At 63.3% G+C, this 21,294-nt stretch carries 19 protein-coding genes and 1 tRNA gene; 9 read left to right on the forward strand and 11 right to left on the reverse strand.

What is annotated here, in order from left to right; genetic code table 11:
- Nucleotides 1-9: 9 nt before the first annotated feature.
- Nucleotides 10-474, reverse strand: a complete 465-nt coding sequence (locus ACXYMR_RS01785) for a response regulator (protein ID WP_458941034.1) — start codon at nucleotides 472-474, stop codon at nucleotides 10-12.
- Between the two features lie 179 nt (nucleotides 475-653).
- Between ACXYMR_RS01785 and uvrB the strand changes: the two genes are divergently transcribed.
- Nucleotides 654-2,813 carry an excinuclease ABC subunit UvrB gene (gene uvrB, locus ACXYMR_RS01790; RefSeq protein ID WP_458941911.1) on the forward strand — a complete coding sequence of 720 codons (2,160 nt, stop codon included), beginning with the start codon at nucleotides 654-656 and terminating at the stop codon, nucleotides 2,811-2,813.
- Nucleotides 2,814-2,954: 141 nt separating this feature from the next.
- Here the strand turns inward: uvrB and ACXYMR_RS01795 are convergent, their stop codons facing one another.
- Both ACXYMR_RS01795 and ACXYMR_RS01800 read right to left on the reverse strand, forming a co-directional pair.
- The gene (locus tag ACXYMR_RS01795) at nucleotides 2,955-4,376 is read right to left on the reverse strand and encodes an ATP-dependent nuclease (RefSeq protein ID WP_458941035.1); all 1,422 of its coding nucleotides are present in this window, start codon (nucleotides 4,374-4,376) and stop codon (nucleotides 2,955-2,957) included.
- Entirely contained in the window at nucleotides 4,373-5,500 is a 1,128-nt protein-coding gene (locus ACXYMR_RS01800; RefSeq protein WP_458941036.1) for a DUF262 domain-containing protein, read from the reverse strand. The genes ACXYMR_RS01795 and ACXYMR_RS01800 overlap by 4 nt, the downstream gene beginning before the upstream one ends.
- Before the next feature lie 1,085 nt (nucleotides 5,501-6,585).
- Between ACXYMR_RS01800 and ACXYMR_RS01805 the strand changes: the two genes are divergently transcribed.
- Nucleotides 6,586-7,185 (forward strand): hypothetical protein, encoded by a 600-nt coding sequence (locus ACXYMR_RS01805; protein WP_458941037.1) that lies wholly within the window; start codon nucleotides 6,586-6,588, stop codon nucleotides 7,183-7,185.
- A gap of 194 nt (nucleotides 7,186-7,379) precedes the next feature.
- Here ACXYMR_RS01805 and ACXYMR_RS01810 read toward each other — a convergent pair whose 3' ends face one another.
- Entirely contained in the window at nucleotides 7,380-7,889 is a 510-nt protein-coding gene (locus ACXYMR_RS01810) for a hypothetical protein (protein ID WP_458941038.1), read from the reverse strand.
- Nucleotides 7,890-8,119: 230 nt separating this feature from the next.
- Between ACXYMR_RS01810 and ACXYMR_RS01815 the strand changes: the two genes are divergently transcribed.
- Nucleotides 8,120-9,085 (forward strand): hypothetical protein, encoded by a 966-nt coding sequence (locus ACXYMR_RS01815; protein WP_458941039.1) that lies wholly within the window; start codon nucleotides 8,120-8,122, stop codon nucleotides 9,083-9,085.
- Nucleotides 9,086-9,167: 82 nt separating this feature from the next.
- On the opposite strand, the gene ACXYMR_RS01820 is transcribed toward ACXYMR_RS01815, so the two are convergent.
- The 3 genes from ACXYMR_RS01820 to ACXYMR_RS01830 form a co-directional block, all read right to left on the reverse strand.
- Nucleotides 9,168-9,644, reverse strand: a complete 477-nt coding sequence (locus ACXYMR_RS01820; protein ID WP_458941040.1) for a hypothetical protein — start codon at nucleotides 9,642-9,644, stop codon at nucleotides 9,168-9,170.
- 2 nt (nucleotides 9,645-9,646) lie between these two features.
- A complete protein-coding gene (locus ACXYMR_RS01825) occupies nucleotides 9,647-10,057 on the reverse strand; it encodes a hypothetical protein (protein WP_458941041.1) in 411 nt (136 codons plus the stop codon).
- 129 nt (nucleotides 10,058-10,186) lie between these two features.
- On the reverse strand, nucleotides 10,187-10,840 hold the full coding sequence (locus tag ACXYMR_RS01830; protein WP_458941042.1) for a peroxiredoxin: 654 nt from the start codon (nucleotides 10,838-10,840) through the stop codon (nucleotides 10,187-10,189).
- 171 nt (nucleotides 10,841-11,011) lie between these two features.
- On the opposite strand from ACXYMR_RS01830, the gene ACXYMR_RS01835 reads away from it, so the two are divergent.
- The 4 genes from ACXYMR_RS01835 to ACXYMR_RS01850 all read left to right on the forward strand — a co-directional run bounded on the left by ACXYMR_RS01835 (nucleotide 11,012) and on the right by ACXYMR_RS01850 (nucleotide 14,655).
- Nucleotides 11,012-11,500: a SixA phosphatase family protein gene (locus tag ACXYMR_RS01835; RefSeq protein ID WP_458941043.1), complete on the forward strand. Its 489-nt coding sequence runs from the start codon at nucleotides 11,012-11,014 to the stop codon at nucleotides 11,498-11,500.
- A gap of 101 nt (nucleotides 11,501-11,601) precedes the next feature.
- The gene (locus tag ACXYMR_RS01840) at nucleotides 11,602-13,086 is read left to right on the forward strand and encodes a glycosyltransferase family 2 protein (protein ID WP_458941044.1); all 1,485 of its coding nucleotides are present in this window, start codon (nucleotides 11,602-11,604) and stop codon (nucleotides 13,084-13,086) included.
- Between the two features lie 72 nt (nucleotides 13,087-13,158).
- The gene (locus ACXYMR_RS01845; protein WP_458941045.1) at nucleotides 13,159-14,418 is read left to right on the forward strand and encodes a DUF2254 domain-containing protein; all 1,260 of its coding nucleotides are present in this window, start codon (nucleotides 13,159-13,161) and stop codon (nucleotides 14,416-14,418) included.
- A 15-nt stretch (nucleotides 14,419-14,433) separates the two neighbouring features.
- Nucleotides 14,434-14,655 (forward strand): hypothetical protein, encoded by a 222-nt coding sequence (locus ACXYMR_RS01850; RefSeq protein WP_458941046.1) that lies wholly within the window; start codon nucleotides 14,434-14,436, stop codon nucleotides 14,653-14,655.
- A gap of 29 nt (nucleotides 14,656-14,684) precedes the next feature.
- Here ACXYMR_RS01850 and ACXYMR_RS01855 read toward each other — a convergent pair.
- The 3 genes from ACXYMR_RS01855 to ACXYMR_RS01865 all read right to left on the reverse strand — a co-directional run bounded on the left by ACXYMR_RS01855 (nucleotide 14,685) and on the right by ACXYMR_RS01865 (nucleotide 18,005).
- Nucleotides 14,685-14,758: transfer RNA gene (locus ACXYMR_RS01855), tRNA-Gly, on the reverse strand.
- A 148-nt stretch (nucleotides 14,759-14,906) separates the two neighbouring features.
- Entirely contained in the window at nucleotides 14,907-16,886 is a 1,980-nt protein-coding gene (locus tag ACXYMR_RS01860) for an alpha/beta hydrolase family protein (protein WP_458941047.1), read from the reverse strand.
- Between the two features lie 93 nt (nucleotides 16,887-16,979).
- Complete coding sequence (locus tag ACXYMR_RS01865) at nucleotides 16,980-18,005, reverse strand: 2'-deoxycytidine 5'-triphosphate deaminase (protein ID WP_458941048.1); 1,026 nt, start codon at nucleotides 18,003-18,005, stop codon at nucleotides 16,980-16,982.
- A gap of 162 nt (nucleotides 18,006-18,167) precedes the next feature.
- On the opposite strand from ACXYMR_RS01865, the gene apaG reads away from it, so the two are divergent.
- Together apaG and ACXYMR_RS01875 are read left to right on the forward strand one after the other, a co-directional pair.
- Nucleotides 18,168-18,560 carry a Co2+/Mg2+ efflux protein ApaG gene (apaG, locus tag ACXYMR_RS01870; protein WP_458941049.1) on the forward strand — a complete coding sequence of 131 codons (393 nt, stop codon included), beginning with the start codon at nucleotides 18,168-18,170 and terminating at the stop codon, nucleotides 18,558-18,560.
- Nucleotides 18,561-18,596: 36 nt separating this feature from the next.
- Nucleotides 18,597-20,051 (forward strand): TrkH family potassium uptake protein, encoded by a 1,455-nt coding sequence (locus ACXYMR_RS01875; protein WP_458941050.1) that lies wholly within the window; start codon nucleotides 18,597-18,599, stop codon nucleotides 20,049-20,051.
- Between the two features lie 6 nt (nucleotides 20,052-20,057).
- Here the strand turns inward: ACXYMR_RS01875 and ACXYMR_RS01880 are convergent, their stop codons facing one another.
- Nucleotides 20,058-21,206: a GGDEF domain-containing protein gene (locus ACXYMR_RS01880; protein WP_458941051.1), complete on the reverse strand. Its 1,149-nt coding sequence runs from the start codon at nucleotides 21,204-21,206 to the stop codon at nucleotides 20,058-20,060.
- Nucleotides 21,207-21,294 lie beyond the last annotated feature (88 nt).

A 21,294-nucleotide genomic window follows, 5' to 3' on the forward strand; every position in this document is an offset into this window, starting at 1 on the left:
CAACCGGCCTCAGGCCCCGAGGGCCCACGCCCTGCCGCCCCAGAGCGTCGGCGGGGCGGCCGGGTCGGCGTCCGGCACGGCCAGCCCGGTCAGCTCGGCGATGCGCCGGCCCAGCGTGCTCGCGGTCACCGGTTTGGGCAGCACCGCGTCGGCGCCGGCGGCGCGGGCCGCGTCGGCACACCAGGCCAGCCCGGTCGGGGCCAGCAGGATGAGCGGGATGTGCGGGTCGGGGCTGAGGCCCGGATCGCGGAACTGGCGCACCAGGGCGTAGTCGTGGCGGGCCCCGAGATCATGATCGAGAATGGCCAGGTCGGGCCGCCCGAGGCGGGCCGAGACCAGCGCGTCATCGCCGTGGCAGGCTTCGTGGATGTGTCGGACACCGAGGCCGGTGAGCAGGGTCTTGAGCACGGCCCTCACCGGCCGGCTGTTGTCGACGAGAAGGAGGGTTGTCTGGGTAAGCTCCGGGACCTGCATGGCGGACCTGCCTTTCACCGATCACGGTGCGCCTGATTGGTTAAGGCCGGTTTACCCGGCTCTCATCGCATATGACCCGCCCTCCTGACACCGTGCTCCTGACACCGTCCTGTCCGGAACGCCGCGCCGCCACAGCCATTGCTCTGGTCCCGGCCGCCGCCAGCACCCATATTGCCCCGATGACGAAACTGACCCTCGACGACACCCTGACCGCCCCCGCCGATTTCGTGCTCGACCAGCTGCCGCGCTCGACGCCGGCGACGTGGACGCCGCACCGCCCCGACCGGCCGGACAAGGCCGAGGGCGGCCAGCGCTTCAAATGCGTGTCCGAGTTCGAGCCCATGGGCGACCAGCCCGCCGCCATCGCCGAGCTCGTCGAGGGCCTCGAGAGCGGCGAGCGCGACCAGGTCCTGCTCGGCGCCACTGGCACCGGCAAGACCTTCACCATGGCCAAGATCATCGAGGCGGTGCAGCGCCCGGCCCTGATCCTGGCCCCCAACAAGACCCTGGCGGCCCAGCTCTACGGCGAGTTCAAGTCCTTCTTCCCGCACAACGCCGTGGAGTATTTCGTCTCCTATTACGACTACTACATGCCGGAAGCCTACGTGCCGCGCACCGACACCTTCATCGAGAAGGAATCGTCGATCAACGAGGCCATCGACCGCATGCGCCACGCCGCCACGCGCTCCATCCTGGAGCGCGACGACGTCATCATCGTCGCCTCGGTGTCGTGCATCTACGGCATCGGCTCGGTGGAGACCTACACCGCCATGACCTTCGAGCTGAAACCCGGCGACATCGCCGACCCGCGCTCGGTCATGCGCCAGCTCGTCGATTTGCAGTACAAGCGCAATGACGCCGCCTTCATCCGCGGCACCTTCCGCGTGCGCGGCGACAATCTGGAAGTCTTCCCGGCCCACTATGACGACCGCGCCTGGCGCGTCTCCTTCTTCGGCGACGAGGTCGAGGAAATCTCCGAATTCGACCCGCTGACCGGCAAGTCGATCGCGCCTTTGAAGAGCGTCAAGTTCTACGCCAATTCCCACTACGTCACGCCCAAGCCGACGCTCAACCAGGCCATCGCCCAGATCAAGACCGAGCTCAAGGCGCGCCTCGAATGGATGGAAAAGGAAGGCATGCTGCTCGAGGCCCAGCGCCTGCAGCAGCGCACCGAGTTCGACCTGGAAATGATGGCCGCCACCGGCTCCTGCCCCGGTATCGAGAACTATTCGCGCTACCTGACCGGCCGCAAGCCCGGCGAGCCGCCACCCACCCTGTTTGAATACATCCCCGAGGACGCCCTCGTCTTCGCCGACGAGAGCCATGTCGCCATCCCCCAGCTCGGCGCCATGTACAAGGGCGATTACAGCCGCAAGAAGACCCTCGCCGACCACGGCTTCCGCCTGCCGAGCTGTCTCGACAACCGCCCCCTCAAATTCGAGGAATGGGACGCCATGCGCCCCCAGACCGTCAGTGTCTCGGCCACGCCGGGACAATGGGAGCTCAACCAGACCGGCGGCGTCTTCACCGAACAGGTGATCCGCCCGACCGGCCTGATCGACCCGCCCGTCGAGATCCGCCCCGTCAGCCTCGATGGCGCGTCCCAGGTCGACGACGTCATCGCCGAGGCCCGCGAAACCGCCGAGAAGGGTTTCCGCACCCTGGTCACCACCCTGACCAAGCGCATGGCCGAGGACCTCACCGAATACATGCACGAGCAGGGCCTCAAGGTCCGCTACATGCACTCCGACGTCGACACCGTCGAACGCATCGAACTGATCCGCGACCTCCGCCTCGGCGTCTACGACATCCTGATCGGCATCAACCTCCTCAGAGAAGGCCTGGACATTCCGGAGTGCGGCCTCGTCGCCATCCTCGACGCCGACAAGGAAGGCTTCCTCAGATCCGAGACCTCCCTCGTCCAGACCATCGGCCGCGCCGCCCGAAACTCCGAATCCAAGGTCATCCTCTACGCTGACCGCACCACCGGCTCCATGCAGCGCGCCATCGACGAAACCAACCGCCGCCGCACCAAGCAGATCGCCTACAACGAGGAACACGGGATTACGCCGACGACCATCGTGCGCGGGATCAGCGATATCCTGGAAGAAGTGATGGAGTCGCAGGCCAAGGGGCGCGGCGTGGCGAGCAAGGGGCGCGGGAAGAAGGGCAGCGGCAAGCCGAAGGGCCTCAAGGAGACGCAGGAGGCCTATGCCGGGGGGAATGTGGTCGCGGTGGTTGCGGACCTGGAGAAGCGGATGCGGGAAGCGGCGGCGGATCTGGAGTTTGAGGAGGCGGCGCGGTTGCGGGACGAGATTGTGAAGTTGCAGGGGGAGTGAGGCGTTTTAGTCCTCCGTAGCGCGTCAGCGCGCAGGAGGACGAGAAAACCGCCCGGCCGCGGGGCGATATTGTGAAGTTACCGGGGAGTAGGGCGGGCAGCAGGTGGTCGCCGAAATTCAATAACACTGTAGACAGTCGCTCTAGTCACCACCTTCACTAGAAATCATGTCACGGAGCGCATCTACGAAGAGCCGACACTCTTCGCTTCTATCAGCATCATCGCTCCACAACGCAAACAACTTGTCGACGAGCGACGCATTATCAATATTTAGTTCTAACGATAACCGATTAAACCAGTCGTGGGGGTCATGCCCTTCCATCGCGGACAAAACGGCGGTCAGATCCTCAATCTCTATCGCCTGTCGAAACTCTTCCGGTCTGCTTTCAGCGATCCCCATTATATCACGCTCAAAAGATCCGCCCGGTAAGCTAAGAACCCCCTCGGTTTCGTCGACCTCAATGTCTCCATCTAGAACCCCAATGAACAATATCCGCGAATTAAGATTTTCGACAAGTAACATCAATTTCCTAATTTCAGACTCCCCCCTAACCCCAAAGGTAATATCAATATTTTTTCTAATGTCGGGAGCAAAGCGATAAAGAATTTTTTTACATAATTGATGCGCAATATCGTCTTCTACGACAATAATTCCTTTTAGCTCCGAAACTACACCAAATTTTTCCAACAAGACAGGAGAAAATGGCTGCTCGAATGCTTCTACACCAGTGCTGTTTCTACTAATAACCTTGATACAACTATCAGGCGCCCGTTGGATCAACGCCCCTGAATGCGTGCAGATAACCATGTTCCAATTTCGGTCTTTGCAGCGAGTGGCAAGGTAGTCTGATAGGTTCTGCTGCGAACTGTGCGACAAAAAAACTTCAGGCTCCTCGATTAGCACGATTGCAGATTTCGGAATTTCTTTTAGAGACCACCAAATGTAGAGAGCAGAAAGCTCCCCTGCTCCCATCGTCCTGCTATCGTACAGGTCCTCACCGTATTTGGCCTGAAAGAACGGCTCGAACCGGCCAGGTTCGATTTCTACCTCGTATAAATCCACGGAGTCATAATGCCTGCCCAGTATATACCCTACCTCACTCAATTCCGGGTCAGATAGTTTATAGGAAGCAACACCATTTGTTATTTCGTCGAACGAAGTAAATTCACGAAAGGCCTCTCTGCTCGCTCGACTGGAGGCCGCACCATCAATATGGATACAATTAGCCACCTCGCCCTCAAATGAGTCGACGCTACCAGATGAGAGGACGGCTCTGTTAGAGACCAGGTCGGCTCCCATTCGGATATCAACTTCCACCGTGCCGCCAGAAAAGATGTCGACCACAGCGTTTTCACCTGCCAAGCCAGCCCAAATGGCCCGAAGTAGCGATGTCTTACCTGCCCCGTTTGTGCCAGCAAGAATCGTTAGTCGCGTATCCAGTGCGAGCTCGAACTGATCCAGCCCCGGGACACCAGAGACCCGGATCGCTTTAACTCCGGGCGCGCGGTCATCAAGTGGGACACCCAGCGAACGCCAGTCGCGCTTGATATTGCACTCCCTCATATCTGGGAGCTCCATTCATCCAGGTCGATGGCATTGATAACGAAATCATCTGGTGCCAACCCACTGGAGTCGTTTACTACCCTCTTGAGATCACTAGAAATACGTCGGTAATATGGGAGCGGAGGAGCAGCATTGTAAAATTCCTCGTAAATTACCGATAACGCAATATCCCGAAGTACAACAGATGTCACATCGGTCACGCGCAAACTGGACCTGTCTTCGAATATTGCGAGATATGTATTTATCAGCTCACTCCGATGATTACAGTTTTGCTTGGCAATTAAAGCAAGAATATCTGTCAAAGGCTGGTTGCCGACACCCTCTCTTGAGAAAAAAATTAGCAATGAAAGAAGTGAAGCCTTATTTAATCTTATAGACCCTAAATTTTCTCGTGCACTAGAGAACAAGTTTATAGAATTAATAGCGCGCTGAAAAACATGTTCAGAAAATGGATCTTTTTGCCGGAAGCGTTCGGAAATACGTGACTCAGTACTTTTTACGCCAATACTCCGACGCTCTATAAAGTATAGCAATCGAGCGATAACATCGTCATAGGCTAGACGCACGTTGGAAAAACCTATAGTTCCCTTTTCGCTTCCAGACTCCTCAAAGTGCGCCACAATTTTCTTTAACTGGTCGCGGGCAGGTCCGAATAACGCGTTTCTTTGCTCACCGGCCGTTAAAACCGTGGGTTGGTTTAACCTGTAAAATAGTTCGCTTGGCTCTTCGGGTTTATAGTCTGTAATCCGGAAGCATTTAATCGAATAACCCTCAATTTGACGCCTTGTGACCGTATCAAGTTGCCGGTAGAGTTTTCGATTGAGACCTAGAATAGAATCATCTCGCGGCGTCACTTGGCCGTCGATCGCAAATCGATTGTGAAAAAAGTCGCGCACTGCGACCAGCCGCTGCTGTCCATCCAACACTTCCAACGTACGGTCAGGCGAAAGCACTAAGTGAACTGGGGGAATTGACCACTCCCTCAATATTGTGTCGATCAGTTTTTTCTGTTTAGTTTTTGACCAAACCTCTTGTCTTTGAAACTCGGGCTGCAAATCAATTTCTTTATCGTCTATTCGTGCGACTAAAGTTCGAAGGTCAGGCTCCCACGGAGTGAGTTTCATTCTTTTCTGCTCCCTAACACCCTGCACAACCGCACAGTAGCCAGCTTCACTTCTGTCGTCACCACGAAATAATCGTTTGATCGTCAACAAGAGAATGGGGATACCCACGGCTGCCAGGAGTTGCTATCGACCTAGCCCCAGCCGCAGCCCCCTCAGGCGGGCTGGCGCCCCAAGCTCCCCCGCACGCGGGGGAGCGGACGCAACACCGGCGCGGGCGGCCAGAACAAGAACCCCCTTCTCCCTGGGGAGAAGGTGCCCCGAAGGGGCGGATGAGGGGGGAGACACCGCCCTCTCCGGAAAGTCCACGCCACACAGAAACCCTATCCGGACAGACCCCGCTTCCCCCCTCTCCCTCGATCCCTCTCCCCCGGGAGAGGGAGGCGGGCCTGCCCCGCCATAGCGCGGCGACAGCCGGGCGGCGGCGGGTCATAAAATTTTTTTCTCCGCACTTTTCGCGACCGTCCGTGGCGGTTTCTTCAATGAAATCAGAGGGGGTCTCTTTTTTCCGCCCGTTTTCATCCCCACCCCCTCCGGCCCATGGGACACTTCCCCCGGCTTCACGGCACGGGAGGCGCAGGCCTGGTCATCTGTGGTCGTGGAGCGGGCGGAGCCCGTCCGGGTGTCGGCTGTGACCAGCCGGAACGCTGGCGGGGCTATCGGGAGGTCGCGGCGACACTAATCATGGATCGCCCCTACCGACCGGTCTGGAATCCGGTGCCGCGAGGCCTGGCCCAAATCTCCGCGAACGGGGTGGCGTGATGGACCCTTGTTTAGAAATTTCGGCAGGTTCGTCCCGCCGCCCCGTTCCCTCCCGTATCGCCAGGCGATGGCCGCCATGGCGGATTTCGGCGTGCCGGAAGAAGGAGGGCGTGAAGGAAGCGATGCCCCGCATCGGAAACATCCATACTTCGCTTGTCAGCCAGCGGGCCTCAGGGGGAATTCCAAGTCAAGGCCGCCTTCGGCGCCGCTCCGCGGGCATGCGCCTTGAGTTGGAATTCCCCCTGAGGCGAACTCTCGGCAAGCGATGAATGGGTTGGTGCGGGCGCAGGCGCCCCCAATCCGGCACCTTAAAAGGAAAGAACCCCATGAGACCCACCCACCGCCGCGGCCCCGCCGCCCCCGAGCACAGCGCCGACGCGGCCTTCGATCCGCACGCCTTCAACGCCCTCTACCCGGAGGCGCCCGACCGCCTGCCCCTGCGCCCGCGCGCGGCGGAGGACGACCCGCTGGTGGCCGCCCTGCTGGAGAGCCGCCGCCAGGCAGCCGAGGCGGCGCGCGCCGGGGCCCATGCCGAGGCCGCCGCCGCGGTGCGCACGGCGCTGGCCCTGAAGCGGCTCAAGTACGCCGTGCCCGACCCGGAGCAACTCCTCCATGACGAGCGCCTGAGCCGGCTGCGCGGCGAGAAGACGCGCGACGATCCCACCCTCTTCCTGGCCCGCCTGATCGAGATCGACTGGGATCTCGAGCACCAGCGCGAAATCCTGACCACGCCGCCGTCCGAGCCGGCGAAGGAGGAGGCGGTGCAAAAGGTCAAGCTGGAACCCCTCAACTGGCCCCCCGACATTCCAGGCCTGCCGGCCGGCGAACAGGCCACACGCAAGGCCATCATCGAGGCCACCGCGGCCCTGGCCCCCGACCTGCACGCCTGGCTGGCCCAACATCTCCCGCCCGCGGAGGAGGATTGAGCGGGGGGGTCGGATGAAACGGATGCTGACGGAAAGGAAGGCGCCGGTGGAAACAGCGACGCCCCGCGTCGGAGGCCTCCATGCTTCGCTTGTCTGCCAGCGGGCCCCAGGGCGAACTCTCGGCCAGCGATGAATGGAGGGGTGCGGGCGCGCGGGGCCCGCTTGTTCGACGCGAAGGCGAGAGCCCGCCTCCCTCACACCAGCACCCGCCGCTGGCGCAGCCAGATGACCAGGCCGACGAGGAGGAAGTACTGCACGAAAGTAAGGTATTGCAGCCACTGGGCCCGGCCGTCGGGCGGGCTCGGCAGCAGGGCCCAGTCGATCAGGGCGAGGGCACCGGCGATGACGCACACCCAGAGCGCCGCGGCACGGCGCAGGATCACCAGGACGGCCCCGGCCAGCGCGCCGAGAAAGGCCAGGCCGTACAGCGTGTCCTGCCAGGCCGGCATCTGCGGGAGCCAGAGCTGCAGCGCCGGCGGCAGGTCGGCGAGGCTGAGCCAGCCGAAGCGGAAGCCGAGCGATTGCGACAGGCCCATGCTCAGGCGCAGCACGCTGTCGCCGAGCAGGAGCAGGGTGGCCAGCCACAGCGCCTCGTTCAGCCCGAAGCGCCGGCCCGGTTGCCACAAGGCCGCCCGCCGTGGCCGCGGCCGTGCCGTCATCACCAGCCCGGGCACCCCGTCCCGCCGCTCTCGCCCGCCCGTCATCGCCCGCCCGTCATCGCCACCCCGTCCGGTCCCGTTTGGCCACTCTTGTAGACCGGTTGCGCGGGCAATCCCAGCCATCCTGTCCCACCGGTACAGCGCCGGGCCGGCATCAACATTCTTGGAACACCCGGCGCCCCCTCGCCGTTACACCCCCGTATCCCGCACCGCGCCCCTCCCCCCGGGACCGGCGGTGCTTTCACACGCACGCAAACCACGGGAGACACGACACGATGACCCGATTGATGATGATGACGAGCGCCGCCGCCCTGGCCCTGACCGCCGCCCCGGCGATGGCCCAGAAACAGGCCCATGCCGACGGCCATGTCGAGGGCCACCACCCGAGCGAGAGCCACGCCGAACACATGATGGAGCACCGGGCCGAGCACGCCGAGGCGCGCATCCGCGTCGACGGTGAAGGCACGATCGACACCGTCGACCTGACGCCGCGCCACGACTACGACTATATCGACTGGACGCCGGCCGGAAACCTGGTCGCCTATGATGTCGACGGCGACGGCTGGATCGCCTACCGCCTCGGCGATGAGAGCTATGTCGTGCGCGACAAGGACGGCGACGGCTATGTCCTGCGCACCGATGTCAACGCCTCCGCCGACACCGAGATCGACGTGATCACCGTCGAGTACGACCCGTCGCAGCTGGAGCCGATGACCGGCTATTTCGACACCGCCTTCCTGGTCGAGAGCGAGACCGGCGAGCGCATGCGCGCCGAGAACGTGTCGATCTCCGAGGGCGGGCCGCGCTCCCTGATCGCCGACAGCGACGACCTCGTCGTCTCGACCGATGACGGCACCTTCGTGGTCGAGGACGGCGAGACCTACACCCTCGCCGAGGCCGATGTCAGCCAGGCCTGGACGGCCCCGGTGACCTACACCTTCGTCGAGCCGGTCAGCGCGACCGAGCGCCGCGCCGCCTGGCAGGCCAGCTCGCAGCAGAGCGCCGGCAAGTCGCCGTCGACCGACTGGGTCGTCGCCCCCATGCTGCAGGTCTTCCGCGCCATGGACAGCGATGACAACATGCAGGTGTCCTACCAGGAGTGGGGCGAATGGCAGGCCGATGACGGCTTTGAAGCCAGCCGTTTCTCCGAGTTCGACCAGGACGGCGACCGTACGCTGGGCTGGAGCGAATACCGCACCAGCGTGATCTCGATGTACGGCAATGAGGTCAGCGGCTCGTAAGCGCTGCGACCCGGCCTCCGGGCCGGATTACGACACCGGTAGGGGCGCCGTCCGCGGACGGCGCCCCTCGCCGTGCCCGGCGTCAGTTGAGCACGCGCCGGTTGACCAGGACCATCAGGAAGCCGGTCACGACGAGATACTGGGCAAAGGCCGAATAGCCGAGAAATTGTGCCCAGCTGTCCTGCTGGGCCGGCAGCAGCGCCCAGTCCAGCCGGGCCAGGGCGCCGCCGAAGATGTACACCCACAACGCCTCGCGCCGACGCGCCAGCAGCAGACCGGCGGTCATCACCGCCCCGACATAACCGCCCATGTAGATCACATCCTGCCACAGCGGCACCGCCGGCAGCCAGATCTGCATCTCCTGCGGCAGCGCTGCCAGTTCCAGCACCCCGAACCGATAGCCGAACGTCATCCAGATGCCGGTGGAATAGCGCATCAGGGTGAATGTGATCAGCCCGACGCAGACAAGGTAAAGCAGCTGGTTGAGACCCAGCAGGTCGCGCCGCCGCCAGAGCGTTGCCCGGGTAACGGGCGCAATCAGCGTATCTGCAAAGGTCATCCTCATCCGACCGCCGCCCCCAGCGCCGTCCGGGGACACCCGGCCGTCAACCAGGCCCGCCCTTCCTCGACACTGGCAAAAGCCGCGCTGGTGCCGCCCTGGGCCGCATGCGCCTTCTGGAACTCACGGAATTCCGCCACCTGGTCGGCCCGGATGATGGTGGCAACCCGAAACGGGGCCAGCTGGCGCGCCACCAGGTGGCAGCGCTCGCGCATTTGCATCGCACTCAGATCGTAATGCGCCTCGCGCACGTCATTGAGAACACCATGGGCAAGGCTGCCGCGCTTGAACGCCTCGACCAGACGCTCGGTCAGTCGCAGGTCCGCCGTCGGCCGCTGGCCCGCGGCATGCAGCTCGATGATGCCGTCGATTTCGCGGTAATGAAATCCGGGCATGGAATAGGACTGCGGCATCCGGCCCTCCCGACCCGAGCAACTGGTATCAAGTTGCTACTTTTATACACGGTTAACCCCGTGTCGACCGAGCATAAAAAAACACCCGGCCAAAGCCGGGTGTTTTCATGTACTTGTGAGAGCCCGCCCCTATTCGGCAGGCGTCTTCACCTTGTTGGGTTGCGGCGTCACACGCAGGTAGGGCTTGATCTTCTTGTACCCAGCCGGGAACAGCTTGTCGGCATCGGCATCCGACAGTGTCGGCACCACGATGACATCATCACCGTCTTCCCAGTTCACCGGCGTCGCCACCTTGTGCTTGTCGGTCAGCTGCAGGCTGTCGATGACCCGCAGCACTTCGTTGAAGTTCCGTCCGCAGCTCGGCGGATAGGTGATCATGGCACGGATCTTCTTGTTGCTGTCGATGATGTAGACCGAACGGACCGTCACCTTGGCGTCGGCTTCCGGGTGGATCATCGAATACTTGTCAGACACCGACTTGTCGGTATCGGCGATGATCGGGAAGTTCATCTTGACGTTCTGGGTTTCCTCGATGTCCTTGATCCAGCCCTTGTGGTCCTCCACGCTGTCGATCGACAGGGCGATGGCCTTGGCACCGCGCTTGGCAAACTCGTCCTTGAGCTTGGCGGTATACCCCAGCTCGGTGGTGCAGACCGGGGTGTAATCGGCCGGGTGCGAGAAGAACACGACCCAGTCGTCACCGATCCAGTCGTGGAAATTGATCCGGCCCTCATTCGTGTCGGCGTCGAAATTCGGGGCAGTCTCTCCGATAAGCAGACCCATGGCATCTCTCCTCTGTTCAAATCGGTCGGGAAATATTCTAAGGGGATAGGTGCGCCCGGCGCGCTCCGATTGCAAGGGGCCGCCTGTGCCTGCGCACGAAATTGTGCTCACATCACGCCTGCCTTCGGCCCCTCGGGGGCCACCTGCCCGCAGCCAAGAAGGGCGCCCGACATGACCTGCATCCTGATCCTGATGCGCCATGCCAAGGCCGTCGACCGGCTCGAGGCCGACGATGATTTCGAGCGCGGCCTGACCGTGCGTGGGCGCGATGACGCTGCCGCCGTGGCAGCCCAGTTGCAGCGCGACAGCCTCGCCGCCGAACTCGCCCTTGTATCGCCTTCCTGGCGCACGCGGCAGACCTATAGCGCGCTCGAGGATGCCCTTGGTAAGCCTCGTATCGAGGACCCGATGGCCCTCTACCACGCCTCCACCGCAATGCTCGAACGCGCTGCCCGCCGCGGCTTTGCCGACGCCAGAAGCATCCTCGTGGTCGGCCATAATCCCGGCATTGGCGGTCTTGCTCACAAGCTGGCGCGCCAATCGGGCGATGATGCAGAGGCCGCCCTGTCGCACGGCTATCCGACGGCGACCGCGACGGCCTTTCAGCTCGCAGGTCCTGATTTCGAGACTCCGCGTCTGATCGGCGTTTACCGGCCCTGAGGGAATAGGTCGCACGAAATCGGAACGTGTGCATTATTTACATTCGACCTTAACGGGTATTTCTGGCACACTGCTGCGCCTCGCCACCCGGCCCTGCGCGCATGACCATTCGCCCTGCCTCAGATGCTTTCGACCACTATCCGACTGCGCGCGACCTTTCAGACCCGGCACAGGCACTGCGCCGTCGCCTGTGGTCGATCGAGGCCGCCAATGGCCTGTCACGACGCTCCTCACTGCTCAGCGCCCGCCCGCCACAGGAAACCGCCTGGCTTGCCGGCCCCGTCGGGACGAGCGGCGGCTCAAGATGTCGCCTCGGCATGCGTGGCTGGTCGGTATTTCTTGCTGTCGGGCTGATGATAGGGCTGGTCCTCTGCCCTGACCTGGTCGCCCTGGCCGCGGGTCTTGCCATGTGGCCGGGCGTAAGCCTTCAGCTCGGCTTGCGCGGCCTCGCCCTCTTCGTGCGCCCGCGCTACGCGCCCCGGCGCTCTCTTCCCGACGCCGCACTGCCTCGCGCTGCCCTTCTGGTCGCCTTGTATGACGAAGCCGATATCTTGCCCGATCTCGTGCAAGCACTGGCGAACCTGGAATATGCCGCTGACCGAGTAGAGTTCCTGCTGGTGCTGGAGGAAGACGACCTGAAGACCCGGGCCGCTGCCGCAGCATTGCCGCCAGACCCGCGGCGGCGTGTCGTGGTTGTGCCGCCCGGCAGGCCCCGCACCAAGCCGCGCGCCCTCAATTATGCGCTGCGTTTTACCGCCGCCGACATGATCACCGTCTACGATGCCGAAGACCGCCCCCACCGCGACCAACTGCGCATCGCCGCGGAAAGTTTCGCAGCCGCTGGGCCCGACCTCGCCGTGCTGCAAGCCCCGCTCAATTGGTACAATGCCGGGGAATGCTGGTTGACCCGCCAATTCTCGCTTGAGTATGCGGGCCAGTTCCACGCCCTGTTACCGCTCTACCAAAGCCTCGGCTGGCCCTTGCCCCTGGGTGGGACGAGCAACCACTTCCGCCGTGCCGCCCTCGACCGGGTCGGCCAATGGGATGCGTGGAATGTCACCGAGGATGCCGATCTCGGCTTGCGGCTGCACCGGCATGGCTATCGCGCTGGCCTGATCCGGCCAACAACACTGGAAGAAGCCCCGATCAGCTGCTCAGCCTGGACCGGTCAGCGGACGCGCTGGCTCAAGGGCTACACCCAGACACTGATCGTGCATTGGCGGCAGTCTGGTCCGGAGCGTTGGCAAACGGCACTTCTGCTCGGAGCGACTGTCCTGTCTGCTGCGCTGCACCTGCCCGTCACCCTGATTTGCCTCGGAATGGCATTCTTCGGATGTGGTCCGGTCGGAATTGCACCCCTTGTATGCGGACTGGTGTTGGTTGGCTATTTCGCGGGAGCGCTCTGCGCCGTCAACGGCATGCGCCGCGCCAACCTTGCATGGGCCTGGTCCAGTATTCTCACTTTACCGCTTTACTGGGCCCTGCACACCATCCCGGCGTGGCGGGCCATCTTCGAACTGGCGCGCCGTCCCTTCCATTGGGAAAAAACCCGCCACGGCATCAGCCGCGTCCAGCCCGCCAACTGACAGGCATCTCGCCTTGGCGCGCGTGGCGTGCCAGTTTGCAACTTCCTTCCGGCCGATCAGCGGACCTCACCCATGCTGTCGAACTTCAAGCTGCAACGCATCCTGTCCTCGATCTGGTTGCGCCCCGCCCTGTTCGCCTTCGCCGCCATCCTCGTGGTCCTGCTCACCCCGGCCCTGTCTCGCCTGATCCCGCAAGAATGGGTTGGCTGGGTCGAGACCAAGGCGGTCGAGCAGACCCTGTCAATCCTCGCCTCCTCAATGCTGGCGGTGGCGATTTTCTCGCTCGCCACTCTGTTCTCCGCCTTCGAGGCAGCCGCCCAGGCCGCCACGCCGCGCGCCCGCGCCCTGATGACCGAGGATCGTACGGCTCAGTACGCCGTCTCCACATTCATTGGTGCCTTCCTCTTTTCCATCCTCGGCCTCGTCGGTCTGAACACCTATCTGTACAATGAAGTCGGCATTCATATCCTGTTTCTGCTGAGCCTGCTGGTCATCGGCATCGTGGTCTTCACCCTGGTGCGCTGGATCGAGCGCCTCGGCAGTTTCGGCGGTGTCGAGGAAGCCATCCGGTCTGTGGAGATGGCGACCCGCAGCGCCTTGCACCGCGACAGCGCCGACCCGGCCCGCGGTGGTTTGATCCGACACGAACCGCCCGCCCATTCCAGCCACATCTGCGCCGAAAAGGTTGGCTATGTGCAGGCCTTCGACCACGAGGCCCTCGGCCAACTTACCCGAGAACACGGTTGCGCCATTCACATCGAAGCGCGCCCCGGCACGCTCGTCGGACCGGGCCAACCCCTGGCCTGGTGCACGCGGGACGACACCGAAATCTGTGACGCCATCCGGGACAGCTTCACCATCGGTCGCACCCGCACGTTCGAGCAGGACCCCCGCTTCGGCGTCATATGCCTGGCCGAGATCGCCATTCGGGCCCTGTCCCCGGCGGTCAATGATCCCGGCACCGCAATCAATGTCATGAGCGCGCTGATCCGGGTCCTCGACAGCTGGAGCGCCGCGTGCCGCAAACATGCCGGCGAAGCCCCCAAGTATCCCGACCTGTCAATACCGCCCCTGCAGGCCATGGACCTGCTCAACGACGGCTTTCTCCCGATCGCCCGCGATGGAGCGGCCTACCTTGAAGTCGGAATTCGTCTGAACAAGAGCCTCGCCATGCTGCGCCGCACCGATGAGGTGCGCTTCGCCGAAGCCTGCAATACTGTCTCGGCGTACGCGGAATCCTATGCCGGTGACCGCCTGCTACTCGACCGGGAGCGAGCCTGCCTCGCCGATCTGCGGAGCCGATTGGCCCTCGAAACCGACGACGCGCGCTGATCGAAAGACCGCAACATGTACCTGTCCCTCACCCACACACTTGTCGGCCTCGCACTCACGATCGCGCTTTTCGTGATCGCCCGCTGGCGAGCCGGTCAACCGGTGCGCCCGGAAAAGGGCCCCCGCATGATCCCGTGGACCCTGATCGCCGTGCTGGTCGCCGGCATCGCCGTGATCTTGCTGGCACACTTGGCCGAGCTTGCAGGTCTCGACCTCAGCCAGGTCCGGCGGTTGTGAATCCGTTGAAAATTCGACGGTTGGGGAGTTGGAGCGGGTGAAGGGAATCGAACCCTCGTCGTAAGCTTGGGAAGCTTCTGCTCTACCATTGAGCTACACCCGCGTCAGGGCCACAGATAACGGGCCACCACAGCGCCCGGCAAGCGAAAAAACAGGCCACGCCTGTTCTGGCGCGCCGCTCCGCCTGCCACCACCGGACATGAAAAGGGCCGACCCCGAGGCCGGCCCTGATCCGTCTATGGTGCCTCCGCTCAGTTCGGCGGATTGTGCGTGAACAAAAAGCGTTCCAGCGCGGTGTAAAGCTGAACCTTGTTGTCGAAGGTCATGCGGTAGGACTGGTGCGGGCCATCCTCGATGCGCACCAGCTCGTAGGGCTTGCCTGCCGCGTCGAGCGCCTCGGCCATGATCTCGGCCTGCTCGTAGGGCACGATGATGTCATCGGTACCGTGGATCAGCATCAGGGGCGACTGGACATTGTGCGCCTGGCGAGCCGGCGAGATCGCTTCCATGCCATCCCGATCGCGGCGCCAGTCACCGATATATTCCGCCCAGTAGGTCAGCGAAGCACCGCCCTGCCGGCCTTCCTCGTATTCCATCATGGCGAAGATATCGGACACCGGGGCACCGGCAATGACGCACCGGTACAGCTCGGGCGTCAGCGTGGCGCCGGCCAGGGCCGCATAGCCACCATAAGACCACCCCCACAGGCAAACCCGGTCTGCATCAACGACACCTTCTTCCACAAGGTGGGCGACCGCGTCGGATACGTCATCCTGCATGGCCCGGCCCCATTCACCGTGCGCCCGGGTGACAAAGCTGCGGCCAAAGCCTTCAGACCCACGGAATTGCGGCTGGAACACCGCATAGCCACGCGACGACAGGAATTGAGCCCACGGATCGAAACCGTAGAAGTCACGCGCCTGCGGACCACCATGCGGCATCATCACCAGCGGCAGGTCACTCGCCTCTCGCCCCTGCGGCAAGGTGAGGTAGCCGAACAGATCCAGCCCATCGCGGGCTTCATACTCCACCACCTGAACCGGGTTGACCACGCCGTCGGGAATGCGCGGATAAGCCTGCGACAGCAGCGCCACTTCACCGGAGGCGCGATCCAGCAGGTAGTAAGTCCCGGCCGTTTGACCACCGGTGATGCTGATGATCACCTTGTTGAAGTGACGGTCATAGCTGGCGATCGAGACATTGGAATCCGGGAAGAAACCTTCGATCTGCGTCTGCAGCTCGGCAAAGGCCGGGTCGAAATAGCGCGTCTGGCGACGCTCTTCGTCCCAACGCACGCCGATGATCGAACCGGTGCGCCAGTCGGAAATGAAGGAGCCGACGTCGGCCAGGTCGGACTCAACGATCGGTCCCTCGATCTCATTGGTCTGGAAGTCGAAGCGGAATACCGCCGAACGGTCATCATTGACGCGCGAGGTGAAGTAGCCGTAGCGACCGGTCGGGTCGAGGCCCGCCATGTTCGTCATCCGGCCCTTCCAACGATCCGACTGACGGGCTCCGAAGCGGAACCGCTCACGCTCGAGGTTCTCGGTGTAAACCTGGCGCCAGTTGCCGGAATGGCGCGACCACAGCTCAAAGGTCGAGCCGTCCAGCGTGTAGCGGACTAGCGGTTCGAAGTCGGCATTGACCAGGTAATTGTAACCGCCATCGCCGATGAACACACGGCTGCGGTCGCGGGCATTGCGGAAACCCTGACGGAACAGGCCGACAGCGCGGCTCACACCGTCACCCGCAGCGCGCGAACCGCGATTGTCCTGCAGCACCGGCAGGAAGACCAGGAAGCTGTCCGGGTCGGAGAGGTCGCGATTGGCGACGCTGCCATCGATCGGGAACTCCCAGTTCACGCTGCCATCGTATTTGATGACGTAGTCGCGGAACACGTCTGCGCGCTCGCCGCCGGTGAGGCGCTGGTCTTCACGGCGATCGGAATAGGTCGCCATCAGATACTCGTCCGACAGCCATCCGACACCGACCAGGACCTGGTCGTCGCCGCCATCAATGACGCTTGGCGCTTCCCCGACCAGGGAGGTGACGATGATGTTGCGGTCGGCCCGCGTCTCGCCGGAGATGAAGGCGATGCGCTGGCCGTTCGGCGACAGCGACACCGACTGCATGTTCGCGCCCGCGGCGAAGTCTTCGATGCTGGGAGCCTGCTGCGCCTGCGCAGCCGCTCCGAACAGCATCACCAATAACAAACTCACGATACGAGACATGACAGCCTTCCCCAGTTCCTAGCTGCGCAAACTATTGTGCCTCACGGGTTCGTGATCAAGCCTTCGTGCCAGTCTGCTCGGGCATTTCCACGCTCAATCCTCCCAGGGACCGAAGAATTTGGAGAGTTTGAGCCCCTGCGCCTGGTAGTTTGATGCCAACAAACCATAAGCGGTCGTGGGTGCCTCCAGCATTGGCTCGTAAACCAGCTTGGCGATCGGCTGGCCGTGCTCGAGAATGAAGGGAACGTCTCGTCCGCGCACTTCAAGGACCGCCCGAGACCCGGCACCTCCGGCATCCTCGACCCCGAAACCCGGATCAAAAAAGCCCGCATAATGAGCTCGGAATTCACCGATTTCCGGCGCGATCGGCGCCATTTCGGCGGCCTCGTCATGCCCGATCTCGACCGCCTCTCGCGACGCCAGAATGTAGAATTCGCCTGGATCAAGGACCAGGCGCCGGTCCGGCGTGGTCAGCGGCTCCCAGAAGCGCGACGCCACGTGGCCGCCAATGCGCGACAGATCGACCAGGCCGGAATGGCGCCGGGCCCGGTAGCCGACAATGCCGTTGTCAAACCCATCCAGGTCGACACTCACCGTGACGTCGCGCAACGGCTGGTGTGCGCCGCGGCGGAAGCGCACCTGGCTCAGTCGGTCGCCTTCCCGGGCCAGCATCGAGAACGTGCACGGGCAGATCTCCGCGTAGAGCGGCCCCTCATAGTCCGGCGGAGCCTGGTCGAAGGCGGTGCCGTGATCGGTTATGACGCGCGTGAACACGTCGATGCGCCCGGTCGAGCTTTTCGGGTTCATGGCAGCGGTCAGGCCGGCCGGCAGCTTCAGGCTCTCCTGCAAGGGTGCGAGATAGACACACCCTGTCTCCAGTACCGCACCGTCACGCAGGTCGATGCTGTGCATCATCACGTCATCGCTCAGGCGCTCGGCCACGGTCCGGTCCGGACCGGGCAGGAAGCTGGCGCGCAGGCGGTAGGCCTTCGCCCCCAGTCTCAAGTCGATGCTGGCCGGCTGAATCTGATCCTCGGCAGGCGGCCGTTCGGCGCGGATCACGCCGTCGTCAAACAGGGCGCGCAGGGCGTGGTCGGGAAGGATTCCGGAAGCAGACATGGACATCGGGACAATTATTGAAGGGGACAGGATGTCTCTCCCATCATGGCCGCCCTGTCCAGCCATGCTGACCGTAGGGGTTGAGCCGGGCGGCGCAGCAGTCGATGATGAATGGCGGATCGGGAGCGCCGTTGGCGGTCCCGGCATTTGCGGGGCAGAGCCATGTATCAACATGAATGCGGCGGCGTGAGAATTTCCGTCGCTCCGGATTACCTGGAAGATGAATCCGATCCCGATGAGGGGCATTACGTCTGGTCCTACACGATTGAGATCGAGAATACCGGCCCCGATCCGGTCCAGCTGGTTGCACGAAAATGGGTGATCACGGATTCGCTCGGCCGCACCGAGCACGTGCAGGGTCTCGGCGTCATTGGCGAACAGCCGGTCATCGAGCCGGGCGAGAGCTTTCGCTACACGTCAGGCGCCCCGCTGCGCACGCCCTCAGGTTTCATGACCGGAAGCTATGAGATGCGCCGGACCAATGGCGAGAGTTTCGCCGCCCCGATACCGGGCTTCTCGCTGGACCGGCCGCACGACCGCGTCCACTTGCATTGACGAGGCCGTCATGACCCGGTCCGGGAGCGTGCAGTCTTGATTGCTTCACTCAGGCCCGTCTTCTTCGTCATCGGCATCATGGTCATGGTCCTGTCGGCGGCGATGCTGGCCCCGGCCGTGCTGGACGCCGTGTCGGGCGAAGCCGCCAGTGCCGGCGCCTTCTTCATCGCGGCCATTCTGGGTCTGTTTGTCGGAGGCGCTCTCTCCCTGGCCAACCGGGCGCCCCTGCAGACCATCTCGCCGCGGGTGGCCTTCACCCTGACCATCGGCTCGTGGATGGCGCTCGCCGCCGTGGCAGCCATCCCCCTTCGCCTCGCCGGAGAGGGCCTCGACTGGACCGACGCCATTTTCGAAGCAGTATCGGGACTGACAACCACCGGATCGACCATTGTCACGGGTCTGGAGAACCGCCCGCCGGGCTTCCTGCTCTGGCGCGCCATACTCCAGTGGATCGGCGGTATCGGCATCATTGTCACCGCCATGGCCTTCTGGCCCATGCTCGGCATCGGTGGCATGCAGCTTTTCCGCCTCGAATCCTCCGACGCCTCCGACAAGGTCCTGCCCAAGGCGACCCAGATTGCCGCCGCCATCTCGACAATCTATCTGGTCCTTACCCTGGCCTGCATGTTCGCCTACCTTGCCACCGGCATGTCGGGCCTCGACGCCATCGCCCACGCCATGACGACCGTGGCCACGGGCGGCTATTCCACCTCCGACCAGTCGCTCGGGGCCTTCCGTGAAAGCGGCGCGGACCTCGTGGCCATGGTCTTCATGCTGCTGGCAGCCCTGCCCTTCGGCCTGCTCCTTCTGGCGGCCCGCGGCAAGCCGACCGCCATGTGGCGCGACGCCCAGGTACGCGGCTTTGTCGGCGTCGTGGTGTTCGCCTGCCTGGCCCTGACAGCTTTCCTCGTGCTCAGCGACATCCACTCGGCCGGAGACGGTCTTCGGCTCGCCTCCTTCAACGCCATCTCGATCATCACGGGCACGGGCTATGCCACCGCCGATTATGGGTCCTGGGGCCCGGCAGCGGAGGCGGCCTTTTTTGTCTTCATGTTCATTGGCGGCTGTGCCGGCTCGACCACCTGCAGCGTCAAGATCTTCCGCTACCAGATCGCTGGTACCGCCATCCGGCGCTATCTCGCCACCCTGCTGCGCCCCAGCGCCGTCATTCCGATGCGCTATAATGGTCGTCCCGTAGCGGAAAGTGCCCTGCACTCGGTGCTCGGATTCTTCTTCGTGTTTTTCGCCGTTTTCGTCCTCAGCTCCGCAGTCCTGTCAGCACTGGGCCTGGATCTGACGACGGCCCTGTCCGGCGCCGCCACCAGCCTCGCCAATGTCGGCCCCGGCCTTGGTCCGCTGATTGGCCCGGCCGGCACCTTCCAGGCGCTTCCAGACCCCGCCAAATGGGTGCTCACGGCCAACATGTTCGTCGGCCGGCTTGAGGTCCTCGCGGTTCTGGTGATCTTCTCGCCGCGCTTCTGGCAACCCTGAGCCCGTTCAGGCGGCCGCGCGAACGACCTGGTTTCGGCCACGGGTTTTGGCTTCGTAGAGCGCACTGTCGGCCCGGCTGAAGGCGCGTTCAAACCCACTTCCCGGGTTCTCCAACGGCGCCAGACCGGCCGACACGGTAGCCGTCACACTGTCCTCCCCCACCTGCAAGGGCACAGCGGCGATCAGCCGGCGCACCCGCTCTGCCAGCTCGGTCGCCTCACGCCGCGTCTCTGTCCGCAGCACGGCGACAAACTCTTCGCCACCGAAGCGGGCCACATCATGGGGCGTCGACAGGGCCTGGTTCAGCAGCTTGGCCACATGACACAGCATGGCGTCACCGGTGGCATGCCCGTGGCGATCGTTGATCTGCTTGAAGTGGTCGATGTCGAACAGCACGAGGGTGAGTGGGAGCGCATTGTTCGACGGTGCAGATTTCGCCAGCCGGTCCGCGAAGCCGCGACGATTGGGCATACCGGTCAACGGATCTGTCAGGGCGGCCTGGCGCAATTCGGCGGCGGCCCGGCCCGACGTCAGGAGGACAAAGCCGAAGATGAGATTGGTTTCCACGACCAGCATGAGGAGGAAGCCGATGGCGACGATCAGACTCGGAGTCAGCACACTGGGCAATTCGGGCGCAAACAGCATGACGGAGGCAACGACGCCGGCCAGCCCCACGCCAAAGGAAACGATGGTATAGCGCAGAAGCCGGACCGAGCCTTGACCGTCACGCCGTCCGATGGGCTCGAGATAGCGGAGCATCATCAAGGCCGGCACTCCGGCACCAGCGGCGAACAGGGCAAGGCGTCCGACGCCGGACGGCCAGACCCAGGTCATCGCCGAGAACCCGACCAGCATAATGGCGAACAAGACAAGATGAACCCGCCACGGTCCGGGCCGCCCTGCAAATCGGGCCAGACCTTCCAGCATGAAGGAGAAGCCGCCGGCTACACAGAGGTCGGCGAAGACAACACCGACGGCCTCCGGCAAGTGAGCGCGCTGGGCGATCAGGCCGAGGCCCAGGCCGTGGATCAATGTGCCGACCGCCCACCAGATGGGCCCGCGAGTGGTGCGGTGCAGCCCCGCATTCACGGCATGCACCAGCAATCCTCCAAGGAGGATAGGCACAACGGCAATCATCAGCGTACGGGTGTCCACGACCGTATCCGTTCAGGCAGGGGTTAGCGCTGACCGTAGACTGACATGGCACCGGTTTCAGTCCGATGTGCCGAACCGCTCGAATTTG

The organism is Maricaulis sp. CAU 1757 (assembly GCF_054482675.1).